This is a genomic window from Paenibacillus sp. NN59, from assembly GCF_057597225.1.
Map to the genome: position 1 here is coordinate 1,386,244 of NZ_CP199678.1, position 13,564 is coordinate 1,399,807.

9 protein-coding genes are annotated in these 13,564 nt (G+C 48.3%); 4 read left to right on the forward strand and 5 right to left on the reverse strand.

From position 1 onward, the window contains the following. Nucleotides 1–7: 7 nt before the first annotated feature. Entirely contained in the window at nt 8–3,283 is a 3,276-nt protein-coding gene (locus ACT89M_RS05910; protein ID WP_308722400.1) for a glycoside hydrolase family 48 protein, read from the forward strand. Nucleotides 3,284–3,825: 542 nt separating this feature from the next. Continuing rightward, complete coding sequence (locus ACT89M_RS05915; protein ID WP_251508087.1) at nt 3,826–4,653, forward strand: C40 family peptidase; 828 nt, start codon at nt 3,826–3,828, stop codon at nt 4,651–4,653. A 77-nt stretch (nt 4,654–4,730) separates the two neighbouring features. Here the strand turns inward: ACT89M_RS05915 and ACT89M_RS05920 are convergent, their stop codons facing one another. Then, nucleotides 4,731–5,651: an ArsR/SmtB family transcription factor gene (locus ACT89M_RS05920; protein ID WP_373323223.1), complete on the reverse strand. Its 921-nt coding sequence runs from the start codon at nt 5,649–5,651 to the stop codon at nt 4,731–4,733. Nucleotides 5,652–5,832: 181 nt separating this feature from the next. Between ACT89M_RS05920 and arfA the strand changes: the two genes are divergently transcribed. Next, nucleotides 5,833–7,338 (forward strand): arabinosylfuranosidase ArfA, encoded by a 1,506-nt coding sequence (arfA, locus tag ACT89M_RS05925; protein WP_487345062.1) that lies wholly within the window; start codon nt 5,833–5,835, stop codon nt 7,336–7,338. A 544-nt stretch (nt 7,339–7,882) separates the two neighbouring features. Here arfA and ACT89M_RS05930 read toward each other — a convergent pair. After that, nucleotides 7,883–8,635: an MBL fold metallo-hydrolase gene (locus tag ACT89M_RS05930; RefSeq protein WP_487345063.1), complete on the reverse strand. Its 753-nt coding sequence runs from the start codon at nt 8,633–8,635 to the stop codon at nt 7,883–7,885. A gap of 131 nt (nt 8,636–8,766) precedes the next feature. On the opposite strand from ACT89M_RS05930, the gene ACT89M_RS05935 reads away from it, so the two are divergent. Then, a complete protein-coding gene (locus tag ACT89M_RS05935) occupies nt 8,767–9,201 on the forward strand; it encodes an Lrp/AsnC family transcriptional regulator (protein WP_154890770.1) in 435 nt (144 codons plus the stop codon). A gap of 20 nt (nt 9,202–9,221) precedes the next feature. On the opposite strand, the gene ACT89M_RS05940 is transcribed toward ACT89M_RS05935, so the two are convergent. From ACT89M_RS05940 to ACT89M_RS05950, 3 genes are all read right to left on the reverse strand, one after another. Then, entirely contained in the window at nt 9,222–9,731 is a 510-nt protein-coding gene (locus ACT89M_RS05940) for a hypothetical protein (RefSeq protein WP_487345064.1), read from the reverse strand. 170 nt (nt 9,732–9,901) lie between these two features. Beyond that, nucleotides 9,902–11,758 carry an ABC transporter ATP-binding protein gene (locus ACT89M_RS05945; RefSeq protein WP_487345065.1) on the reverse strand — a complete coding sequence of 619 codons (1,857 nt, stop codon included), beginning with the start codon at nt 11,756–11,758 and terminating at the stop codon, nt 9,902–9,904. Further along, nucleotides 11,751–13,493 carry an ABC transporter ATP-binding protein gene (locus ACT89M_RS05950; protein WP_154890772.1) on the reverse strand — a complete coding sequence of 581 codons (1,743 nt, stop codon included), beginning with the start codon at nt 13,491–13,493 and terminating at the stop codon, nt 11,751–11,753. Before ACT89M_RS05950 ends, ACT89M_RS05945 begins: the two co-directional genes overlap by 8 nt. Nucleotides 13,494–13,564: the final 71 nt, after the last annotated feature.

Sequence of the window (13,564 nt, forward strand, 5' to 3'; positions counted from 1 at the left end):
TATATTCATGTTGAAAACAGCTGCAAAAAAGAGTTTAACTGCCATGCTGGCAGGAACCGTCATGCTGACGGGATACACGGGACTCTGGGCTGGTCCTGAAACGGCACATGCTGCCGATCAGGCGATTGAAATTCAGGCCGATGGAGTGAATGAAGCTCGCTTTTTGCAATTATACGGTCAATTAAAAGACCCGGCGAACGGATACTTTTCTCCAGAAGGGATTCCTTATCACTCCATTGAAACGTTGCTGAGTGAGGCACCGGATTATGGACATATGTCTACGTCGGAGGCGTACAGTTATTGGTTGTGGCTAGAAACGATGTATGGTCACTACACGGGCGATTGGAGCAAACTGGAAGCAGCCTGGGATAACATGGAGAAGTATATTATTCCGGTGAATGAAGGGGACGGCAAGGAAGAGCAACCAACGATGAGTTTCTATAATCCAAACAGTCCTGCAACATATGCAGCGGAAAAACCATTCCCTGACCAGTATCCTTCCAATCTGAATGGTCAGTATGCAGCAGGTAAGGACCCACTCGATGCCGAACTCAAGGCAACCTATGGTAATAATCAGACGTATCTGATGCACTGGCTGATCGACGTGGATGACTGGTATGGATACGGAAATCTGCTGAATCCTTCTCATACAACAACGTATGTGAATACGTTCCAGCGTGGGGAGCAGGAGTCCGTGTGGGAGGCAGTTCCTCATCCATCCCAGGATGATAAATCATTTGGTAAAGCAGGCGAAGGGTTCATGAGTCTGTTTACGAAGGAAAATCAGGCTCCATCGGCACAGTGGCGTTATACCAATGCAACGGATGCGGATGCGCGTGCAGTACAGGTACTGTACTGGGCGAAAGAGATGGGCTATAACAATACGGAGTATCTTGATAAAGCCAAAAAGATGGGTGACTATCTGCGGTACGGGATGTACGACAAGTATTTCCAGAAGGTTGGAAGTGCGAAGAACGGTACACCAACCCCAGGTACAGGTAAAGACTCCAACATGTATCTCATGGCTTGGTATACGTCATGGGGCGGTGGATTGGGTCAAGGCGGGGATTGGGCATGGCGTATTGGGGCAAGTCACACGCACCAAGCCTATCAAAACCCGGTTGCAGCATATGCCCTGTCTGATCCGGCAGGCGGCTTGATTCCAGAGTCACCTACAGCCAAAGCGGACTGGAATGCGACGTTAAAACGTCAGCTCGAATTCTACACTTGGTTGCAATCCCATGAAGGTGCAGTTGGCGGCGGGGCAACCAACAGCATTGGTGGTTCCTACGCATCTTACCCGGCAGGTGTGAGCACGTTCTATGATATGGCTTATCAGGAAGCACCAGTATATCGCGACCCGGATTCCAACACGTGGTTCGGATTCCAGGCATGGCCGCTGGAGCGTGTGGCGGAGATGTATTACATCCTGGCAGAGAGCGGTGACTTGACCTCTGAGAACTTCAAAATGGCTAAACAGGTCATTACAAAATGGGTGGACTGGACCAAAGATTATGTGTTTGCTGGTGAGCGCCCTGTAACGGATGCTCAAGGCTACTATTTGAATGCTGCAGGACAGCGTATTCTCGGTGGAAAAAATGTTCAGGTAGCAACAACTCCGGCTCCAGGCGAGTTCTGGATTCCAGGTGGTCAGGAATGGCAAGGACAGCCGGATAAATGGAATGGATTCAGCACCTATACGAATAATCCAAACTTCCATGCCATTACTAAAGATCCAGTACAGGATACAGGGGTACTGGGAAGTTATATCAAAGCATTGACGTTCTTCGCAGCTGGAACTGAGGCAGAGAACGGTACGCTCAGTGTGAAAGGTCAGGAAGCCAAAGACTTGGCTCAGACGTTGCTCGATACAGCTTGGGATTACAATGATGGTGTAGGTATTGTTACAGAGGAAGAGCGTAAAGATTACTTCCGTTACTTCGCGAAAGAGATCTATCTCCCGGCGAACTGGACGGGTACGTTCGGTCAAGGTAATACGATTCCAGGCACCGCAGGTGTACCTTCCGATCCGGCAAAAGGCGGGAATGGCGTGTACATCGGATACTCCGATCTGCGTCCTGCAATCAAGCAAGATCCGGCTTGGGCTTATCTGGAGAACAAGTACAAAACATCTTACAACCCGACCACGAAGCAGTGGGAAAATGGTGCACCGACCTTTACGTATCACCGTTTCTGGTCACAGGTTGATATGGCTACCGCTTATGGAGAGTTCGACCGTCTCCTTGGTGACAGCGAAACACCAGGCGTGGAAGCACCTGCCGCTCCTGCAGGCGTAACTGCTGCAGGCGGTGACAAACAAGTGGTCTTGAACTGGAATGCTGCGGCGAGAGCAACTTCCTATACCGTAAAACGTGCCGAAGTGAACGGTGGCCCGTATACTTCTGTAGCAACTGGCGTTAGCGGTTCTACGTTTACAGACACCGGACTGACGAATGGAAAAGCATACTATTATGTCATTGCCGCTGTAAATAGTGCTGGTGAGTCCGCGCCATCTGCGCAGGTTACGGCAACACCGCAGGCCGGAGTAGCTATACCAGGAGCCTTTACCCTGAGTGGAACAGCAGGGGATGCAAAAGCTGTGCTGAACTGGACGGCTTCAACCGGAGCGGCAACCTATAACGTGCAGCGTTCGACAGGTACAGGTGCTTATGCCATTCTTGCGACAGGGCTGACGGCACTGACGTATACCGATGCAACAGCAGTGAATGGTACGGCCTATAACTACAGAGTGGTTGCCATCAATGCCGATGGACAGACGAACTCGAATGTGGTTGTGTTGACACCAATGGCTGCTCCGATTTCAACAGGAACACTTGAAGTGCAGTATCGCAATGGAGGCTCGGGTGCTTCAGGCAACTCTCTTACACCACAATTCAATGTGAAGAATACAGGTACAACGGCCGTCGATCTGAGCAAAGTGAAACTTCGTTATTACTTTACGAAAGATAGTGCCGCTGATCTGAGCTTCTGGTGTGACTATGCACAGGTTGGCAGTGCCAATGTGCAGGGCAAATTTGTAGCTGTGGAGCCGGCAAAAGGTACGGCAGATACGTATCTGGAGATCAGCTTCACTGCCGGAGCAGGTAGTCTGGCTGCTGGTGCTGAGACAGGAATCATTCAAACACGCTCGTCCAAAAACAACTGGACGAATTTTGATCAAGCGAATGATTACTCTTTCGACGCTACACAAACCGCATTTGGTGCATGGACAAAAGTAACAGCATACCAGGATGGCGTGAAGGTATGGGGAATGGAGCCATAATTGAATCAGCAAGCGGAGCATGGAATGAAGGGAAAGGGTTAGTTTCAGGAATTGGGGCCGGGAACGGAAAGTCTGATCTTTTATTCCAATCTGCTGGTGAGTATACTTCCGATGAAAGGCCGGGGAGAAATCCCCGGTTTTTTCTCGTGTTCAACGATTTAAATCCATTTATTTTCATTTGTGAAAGAGGGATTCCAGATTGAAGCGAAATGAAACGTAGTAATGTTTTCCAGTTAGATGAGGAGAAATATTAAAATCTAGTGCATAGGTTGCATGCGCGTGCAGCAAAGGTCTGCCTGACCAAAACGTGGAAATCTAAGGTGTATCAATTAGTTACAAAAAATTAACCGTTCATTCCGTGTAGGGTATGCTCTATTTTTCCAGTCGAAGAACGTTTTCCCTGATCCTTAGTGCTCACACTTGTCTAAACCCTTGCAGGACTTTGGGCTGATGAACGTTAGAGAATGCCCGTTTACAATAAGGCGAGCCGGGAAGATGGCTTCTTGGTTAAAATTTTGTAATATCCGGAGGGACACGACATCATGAACTGGAAGAATACCATTGTTACGGCAAGTGTAACAGCAGCAATGCTGATGGGAAGTCTAACAACGGCAGCGCTCACAGGACAGGTATCCGCAGCAGCGGCAGATCAATCGAAAGTAGAAGTCATCTGGGGTGTAAACCTTCGAACCTCACCAGCGTCATCTGGTAAAGTCATTCGTATGGTTTCCAAAGGAGAAACATTAACTGTGCTTGAGCAATCCGGATCGGATTGGTATAAAATCAAAGATGCTTCTAATCGGACAGGTTATATCTCGTCTTCATCCAAATACACACAAGCGATAAGCGGTGGATCAACAACAGGCAATACGGGCACGACTAGCGGTTCAAGTGGCTCGGGTTCTAGTCAGGGCTCAACAAGTCAGGGAAGTGTTGCAGTAGAGAAGGTTATTGCGGCCGGAATGAAATACATGGGGACACCCTATAAATATGCATCGGATCGCGACAGTACGGCAACGTTTGACTGTTCCAGCTTTGTAAGGCGAGCTTTTATTGACGGACTTGGCATTACACTTCCGGCAGACTCACGCCAACAAGGAGATTATGTGAAGAAGAAAGGTACGGTCACAACGAATTGGAAGAACCTGAAACGTGGTGATCTCATGTACTTTATGTCTTACAAAGGCACTTCTGCATCAGCCTACAGTGGCGTGAACAAATCTCGGGCGACGATTACACATACGGGTATTTATTTGGGGAATGGTAAAATATTGCATACATACTCCAACGCTGGCGGCGGTGTGACAGTAAGTGATATTGCCGGCAAGCACTGGGAATCCCGCTTCCTGTTCGGAGGCAGTGCGTTGTAGGACAGTGACATAAAATTAAAACACCTTTCATTTGACCGTTATTTTGGCAAATGAAAGGTGTTTTTTTGTGCTTTAGTTTACAAAGGTGCTATTCCATCGTGATAGAACAATCGGAACAAAATGTCTTGATTGTAGTTACCAAATCCTTCACCATACAGGGTCATCCCGCCTACATGCCGAGCATCTTCCTCTACAGAGAGACGTAGCGTCCACTGATTGCGTTCCACTGGAATGTCAGCGAGTGTGATACTCGACAGATGCTGTCCATCGATGAACGTGCCTTCATGGGTTATACGTAGCACTTTGAGCATGCCATATTGATTGACGATATCACTCCACCAGTCAGGTGTAAATATGCCGCGACCATTGCCGGAGTCACCCGGGCTGGTCCATTCCCCTAAACGAATGCCGTTTAGTGTGAACGTAATATCTGAAGGCCAGTTTGGATTAACGGAAGGGGCTTCTGATCCGATCTCCAGTGACAGCTCAATGGCGTCAATCTGCTGCCCGGTTAACACGTAGTTTGGAATTTTATACTCGACAAATCCGCGTCCCATCCACAAGATATGAGCATGCATCCGGTCCGGGTCCAAAAAATAACGAGGATCATCATATTGTCCAATGACATGGTCAGATGTCGCTAAACCGCAGGTAGGATATACGTCAAAATGCGTGTAGTGCCCGACAGGGATGGAAACCTCGTGAAACTTGCGGGATGTTCCGGTTTCTTGAGGCATGGAGATGCCAATCCAATCGACAGCCAGGCTGTTCATTTTATGTGTGCCGCCATCCTTGCGTACCATTTTGGACTGAATAATGCCGACATCTTGAAGTTTGCGGACATGCATGGTAACAATTGCGCTACTCAGTCCGAGGGATGCCGCTATATCTTTCACATTCATTGGTGTCTCAGCCACAAGGCGGATAATCTGTAGCCGAACTTCACTGGCAAGTGCTTCATATAAAGGGAGCCATTCGGCATCGGTATTTGCTCTGATCACAGATGTTCCTCCAATTTCGTTTATAGAATTAAGTTAAACATAAATTCAATGAAAAGAATAATATTTTTCGAATTTCGGGTTGAAATATGTCTTGTTATCGATTTTAATATAAATATGAACGTTGATCCATAGAATATCAATTAATTTTTATATTAATCTTAGGGAGATGAGATCATTCATGGAAAAAGCGAAAATGACGGTGGATAAAGATTTTACAATTGGTGAAGTGGATAAACGTTTGTATGGCTCATTCATTGAGCATCTGGGACGTGCTGTATATGGCGGAATTTATGAGCCAGGGCATGCTTCAGCCAATGAGAAGGGTTTCCGTACAGATGTACTGGAAATGGTGAAGGAGCTTCATGTGCCGATTGTACGTTATCCAGGTGGTAATTTTGTATCCGGTTACAATTGGGAGGATAGTGTTGGGCCTGTATCTGAGCGGAAGCGCAGGCTGGATCTGGCATGGAGAACGATTGAAACCAATGAATTTGGTTTTAACGAATTTGTGGATTGGGCTAAACAGGCTAACTCCGAAGTGATGATGGCGGTTAACCTTGGAACACGCGGTGCGGATGCAGCCCGTAATATCGTGGAGTACAGCAACCATCCGGAAGGTTCGTATTACAGCGATCTTCGGATTCAACATGGATACAAGCAGCCTCACGGGATCAAAACATGGTGTCTGGGCAACGAAATGGACGGACCTTGGCAGATTGGGCATAAGACTGCTGAAGAATATGGACGTACTGCCGTGGAGGCAGCCAAAGTTATGAAGTGGACGGACCCAACGATTGAACTCGTCGCTTGTGGAAGCTCGAACCTGGGCATGCCTTCTTTCCCAGACTGGGAAGCAACAGTACTGGATCATACGTATGATCATGTAGAGTATCTGTCTCTGCACCAGTATTATGGTAATCCGGAGGATGATACGCCAACCTTCCTTGCACGCTCGTTGGAGATGGATCGGTTCATTGATACGGTGAAAGCGACATGTGATTATATCAAAGCGAAGAAACGTAGCAAAAAGACGATGTATCTGTCCTTTGACGAGTGGAACGTCTGGTATCACTCCCATGAGAATGATTCCAAAATGGATGCATGGCAGATAGCTCCGCCGCAGCTGGAGGATATTTATAATCACGAGGATGCACTCTTGGTGGGTTGTATGCTGATCAGTATGCTTAAACATGCGGATCGGGTTAAAATGGCGTGTCTGGCTCAACTCGTTAACGTAATTGCTCCGATTATGACCGAAACGGGCGGAGCATCATGGAGACAGACCATCTTCTATCCGTTCATGCATGCATCTGTATATGGCCGTGGCACAGCGCTTGTGCCTCTGATTCAATCACCGAAATACGATACGAAAGAAATTACAGATGTTCCTTATCTGGAAGGCATTGCGGTGCATAACGAAGAGCAGGGAGAAGTAACTGTGTTTGCGGTCAATCGTCACTTGAAAGAGTCTCTGCCGCTTGAAGTGGACCTGCGCAGTTTTGGCAAATGCACTCTGATCGAGCACATCGTTCTGGAAGCAGATGACCTCAAAGCGGTCAATACCGCTACACAGCCTAACAATGTTGTTCCACACAATCGCGGAGGAGCAGTAGTATCCGATACGCTCATCACCGCGAGTCTGGCGAAAGCATCCTGGAACGTGATTCGTTTAAAGGTGCAATAAGAGGCTTGCGGTGGCTTTGAGAGGCCATAGAAACCACTGTAGCGCTTCGAGATCGTAAGATATTGGTGAGATAAGGTTGGAGTAACACGAGCGTTTAAGTAGGCTCAACCTGAAATAGGGTGAGTTTAAAGTTGGTAAGTAAGGCCGATGTTTAATAAAAAACGGTATGCGACTACTCGCATACCGTTTTTTTGTGCCCCAGTAGAGCGCCCCAGTAAAGTGTTTTTTCGCTGTCCAATTGCGCTAACGATCACAAGAAACCTTATTTAGGCATTTAACGCCACATTTTAATTCTAACGGTCATGAGAGACGTTATTTCGGTGAAAATGGGTAGAATTCCAGGGAAAAGTGGGTATTTCGCTTAAATAGGCTCCGCTGTGATCGTTAGAATTTCAAAGTGGCAAAATCAGCCCAAATAGCGTCTGCTGTGATCGTTAGAAAAACTCACGAGCAATCTACATCATACGAATGATGATTGCAGGGGACATGGTCTAAATTAACCATCCTACATACGCAACTATGCCCCTTCGCTTACCCCCGTAATTTAAAACTCGAAGCTTTCCCCGTCCATTGGAATGAGCACTTGGCCTTCCAACTGCTCTTTTGCCAGGTAAGCGGCTAGGTCAGCGCGTGTTGTCATGCAGTGATTGATCGCATCCATGTGAACGGCGATGAGGTGAGCGGAAGGTGCGGCGCGTTTTACGGCAGCAACGTCGGGTCCGTCCATCGTGATGGGATCACCTTGTAAGAAGCGTGCACCCCCGGCGTTGACTACAATGACGTCTGGTTTATATTGTTTGATTGCTGTCGCAGGCTCATCACACCAGATCGTATCTCCGGCAATGTAGGTGACCGGTTCTTCATCCGCTTCAAGCACAAAACCGGAGACCTTACCCATACGTTTGCCAATCTCCCCTGTACCGTGCTGACCGGATGTACGCGAGAATCGGACCGAATGATGCATATGCTCTACGTCGACAGGGGTTACATCCGTAAATCCTGCTTTTATGAAAGTAGGCTCGTCCCCCGGCTGGCACAACAATGGGATATCCTTCTGCAGTTGATTTGCGGCTGCTTCATCCCAATGATCGGCATGGGTATGCGTTACAATCAGCAGATCAGGCTTGAGATAATCTGTTTCGGTTTCAGGGAGATTGACTCTAGGATTCCGCAACTCATTTGGTGTATTTTGAAAAGCGGGCATGCTCTCGGCATCCATTAGCATGGGATCAACCAGAATTTTCAGACCGCCGTATTCCAGCCACAGGGTGGCATGTCGAATTAATTGGATTTTCATTTGATTTGCACTCCTTCGGGTTCTCTCTTAGTATTATCCTATATGTTATACAACCCGATTCACGTCGTACATAACCTGCTGAATGCATATCGGTCCGACTATTTTCAAGGTGAAAGGAATGCTAAATACCTATGAACGAAACGATAGACGCCACGGATGTACGCATTTTACAGATTTTGATCCGGGATGCGAAGCGTTCGAACAAGGAGATCGGAGAGGAAGTGCATCTGACAGGACAAGCGGTTGGGGCGAGAGTGCGCAAGTTGCAGGACCTGGGGGTTATTGAAGGGTATACGGTAAAATGGAACCCGGACCGCCTCGGCCTTGGCTTGAAGGCATTTGTCACGGTATTTCTGAACTCTGGCGATAAGCATGCTGCCTTCCGTGCGTTTGTGGCAGGACGCGAGGACATTATTGAAGTCCACCGTGTCAGTGGAGAAGGTTGTTACCTGATGCAGGTGCAGACCGGAACAACAGAGCAGCTCGGTGAACTGCTGGAAGCGCTGCTACCGCTAGGTAATTATAGGGTGAGTTTATCCATTGGAGTGGAGAAATCATCATCCTAAATGTCCTGACCTGGACAAGTTCAATCCAGGTCAGGACATGGATGTTCCCTTAACGTCTTTTGGAGAGTAGACAAGGAGGACTGTAGCTCTTTTTTTCCAAACAAATGGTCCGTATGAATATGAACTCGAGTGCCGTCCTTTAGATACAAGGCGTACATGGGGGAGGCGGATAATTGCCATTTGCTTCGGGCAGGGGTAGCAAGCTCGATCTTGCGAATCTGGTTCCATGGAATATGGCGCTGACCCGCATGGAGAGATTGTTCATCCCATGAGACGAGGATCGCCACGCGCTGAATGGAACGGGTCCAAAACATAAAGAAAAACGGTCCCACCATCCACATGCCGAGTATCGCAGCCATAGGGTAATAGATTTTTTCCACACTCTCGGTCTGCCCGGCAACGATAACCCATAAGAGCAGTATACATAAGGCGAGAAACAGGAAACAAAGGCTCCCTTTCCAGATCGCTGTGATGCGACGATAGCGAATTTCCCCCTGATGGTGTTCCTCAGAAGTTGCAGGCAACATCATCGTCACCTCCTTTCATTGCAGATTCATATGTAAAAAATGCCGCCTGCACGAGCAGAGCGGCCTGTTTGACCTGTGCATCCTATATCAAGTTTACGAGTTCTTGCGGCATTTAGGTAGGGCCGTATGTCCTGTTGAGAGGAATGTTGTAATTCAAACTAACGCTAAAAATATTACCCCGACTTGCTAGGTTGTTGTCCTGCTTCCCGTGCGTGCTGGTACAAATCCGCATACACGCCTTGGCTCGCAACCAACTCCTGATGTGATCCTTCCTCGACGATAGACCCTTGTTCCATGACCAGAATTCGGTCAGCATGCATGACTGTAGACAGGCGATGTGCAATCACAATCGTGGTTCTGCCTTGGGATACGGACTCCAGTGCATGTTGTACAAGTTGTTCGGTGTGTGAATCCAGATTAGCCGTAGCTTCATCCAGAATAAGAATCCGCGGCTGGAATACAACGATTCGTGCAAACGAGATCAGCTGTCGTTCCCCAGCGGATAACCCGCTTCCGCGCTCGGACAGACGGGTGTCATAGCCTTGCGGCAAACGACTTATCATCGCATCTGCCCCAACAAATCGGCATGCTTCCATCGCTTGCTCGCGTGTAATATCCTCCCTGAACATTCTCACGTTATCAATAATGGTGCCTGAGAACAGGAAAGGCTCCTGTTGGATCAGCCCCACAATCCGGTGGAGCGCGGCTTGCGGAATGTGTCGAATGTCGGTGCCATCGATTTGAATGCTGCCTTGATTGACATCGTAGAAACGATTGAGCAGGGAGATCAGTGTGCTTTTGCCCGCTCCGGTTGTACCCACAATACCGACCATCTCCCCAGGGTACAGGTGCAGATTCATATGTTGAATAATAGGGCGATCTGCCTTGTAACCGAAGGATACATTATTGAAATCAATCTGACCCATCACATGTTGCGGTTCCAGCGGCGAAGCCTGATCCGGGGACGGGTCATGTACTTCAGGCCTCGTGTTCAAAATGTTCCAGATCCGATCCATCGAAACAGTGGTCGATTGAAAGGTATTCCACTGCATTGTAATCTGGTTGATCGGTTGAAAAAACTGACGAATGTAGCTGATAAACGCATACAGCACTCCGACTTGCAAAGACTCACCCAGCACGGCGCGACCACCCAGCCACACCATCATCACCAGCGCCGCGTTACCCAGAATGTCAAACGTCCGGTTAAAAATAACATTGGAACGTGCCTGTGTAATGTTTGCCTCCAGATGAAGGGCGTTCTGTTCTTTGAATCGTTTCTTCTGCTCTTCTTCTTGGTGGAACGCCTGAATCAGGAACATACCCGACAGGTTTTCCGCCGTAAACGCGATCAGACGGGAAAGGCGTGTGCGTGCATTCTGATAGGCGCTCCGCAGTCTGCGGCGGAACAGGGCAGCCACGACAGCGATGACCGGAAGTACGATGAGTGAATAACCGGCGAGCATAGGATCGAGCTGAAACATGAAAAAGATAATGAGCACCAGCATCATGCCATCCCGAATCAGACTGAGCAGTACCTGGGTGAAGAAACTGCTGATCGTCTCCGTATCGCTGGACACATTGGTCACCAGACTGCCGATATGAAAGCGGTCGAAGAAAGACATGGACATTTTGGAAATATGTCTAAACAAATCCTTGCGAATGCGAGCGACGATGCTCTGTCCGACATGTTGCAATAGATTATTTTGTATATAGGTAAAAATAAAACTGATTACAGCCAGCCCCAGAAAAACGGCGGCGAGTTTAACGAGAAACAAGGTGCTGGTTTGACCTACAGCCAGATGGTCATCGATAGCGATCTTGACCAGATAAGGCTGCAACAAATCGGCGGATATGCCGAGCAGGGAGCAGAAAAATATGCCGGCAAAGGCCCAGCGATGTGGTTTGGCGTAGCCCATCATTTCTTTAAATGAAGCACGTTTACTGTGATGATCGTTGGTGGAGGCCTCCGATTGATCGGTACGTTTAGAATTATGGTTGGTGTGTTTAGGATTCGCATCCGCATCAGACATGATGTAACCCCTCCTCCTGCAAACGATAGGTCGCTGCATACAGCCCTTTGGCAGCCATCAACTCCGCATGCGTCCCTTGTTCAACAATCTGTCCTTCATCCAACACGAGGATGACATCCGCATGACGGACGGCACTGATACGGTGAGAGATGATTAAGGTGGTTTTGCCTTTGCCGATCTTACGCAGACTGCGGAGAATGCCTGTTTCGGTAACGGCATCTACGGCACTCATACTGTCATCCAAAATTAGGATCTGAGCCTGCTTGATCAATCCGCGAGCAAGACTGGTACGTTGCCGCTGTCCACCAGACAGCGTAAGTCCACGTTCACCCAGCAGGGTATCGAAACGATCAGGGAAACGCACAATATTTTCATAGATCATCGCTTGTTTGGCGCTGTCTTCTACGTCACCCATAGGCGCTTCACGGTCGCTGAATGCAATGTTGTCCCGTATGGTGGTGCTGAATAAAAAGCCGTCCTGAGGCACATAAGCGATTTGAGACCTGAGACTGTCCAGTGACAGTTCCCGAATGTCTGTGCCATTGATGAAAATGCTGCCTTCCGGCGGTTCGTATGTACGGAGCAGCAGCTTGACCAGTGTGCTTTTGCCTGAACCTGTTTTACCGACAATGCCAACCGTACGCCCCGCATGAATCTGGAGCTGGATATGTTTTAGCGCAGGCGATGAGCTACCTGGATAATGGAACGTCAAATCGTTGATCTTAATTTCCTGCATGTTCTGCAGTGTCTCTGCTTCAGGGATCTCCTGTACATCGGGTTCTTCACTGAGGAGATCATTCACTCTTTCGAGCGAGGCTCCTGAACGTTGCATCGTATTAATCACGTTACCAATCTGCTGAAGTGGACCCATAATGATTCGCAGATACAAGGTCAGAGCGACAAAGCTACCTAGCGTAATGGAGTTTTGCATCGTTAGAATGCCTCCAACCAGCAGCGAAATTACGAGAGACGTTGCACCGAGCAACGGAAGTGTAGCCTGAAAAAGGGAAGATAGACGAACTAACCGTAGCTGTTTATTTTTGATATCCTCCACGGTTGCGCCAAAACGAGAACGAGCGTTATCCTCGATGGCAAATGTTTTGATGACGCGAATACCGCCAAGCTGCTCCTCCGCAGATTCCGTCATTGTGGCGAGCGCCTCTTGCACATCACGGGAGCGCTTTCGAATCCGTGGGCCGAAGAACACAACCAGGAATGGAATAGCCAGAAGAGGTACAATGCTGATCAGGATCAGTGTCAGCGGAATGCCGCTAAGCAACATCATCACTACACAGGACAATAATAGAAAGGCAGCATTGGTCATCATCGTAACCCCGTTTGATATGGCTTCCCGGACGGAGGTGACATCATTCATAAAATAGCTGAGCAGCTTGCCGTTGCCCTGTTTGGAAAAATAGTGCTCGCTAAGCTCGGAAAACTTGCGGAATATCCGCTCGCGCGTTATAAATTCAAATCGCCGACCCAGTTTCATAATCATGAACTGGCCGGTACCAAACAGCAGGTTGTATGCAATTGCAATTGCAAGTAGAGATAAGCTATAACGGATCACCGTCTGCATCTGGAGTGTGTTTTGCAAGAGTTGATCCGTAAAGTTGCCCAGAATACGGGGCAGGGAGGCCTGACCGACATTGGACGCAATGATCAAAAGGACAGCCAGGAGATAGATCGACCAGTTGGATAACACGTAATCGCGCAGCAAACCTTTTTTGGACATAGGTGTGGGTTCTCCTTTGTTACGAAGTCAAGAAAAGGGCAGACACCTTATCGTAGCGTGTCATGCCCTCT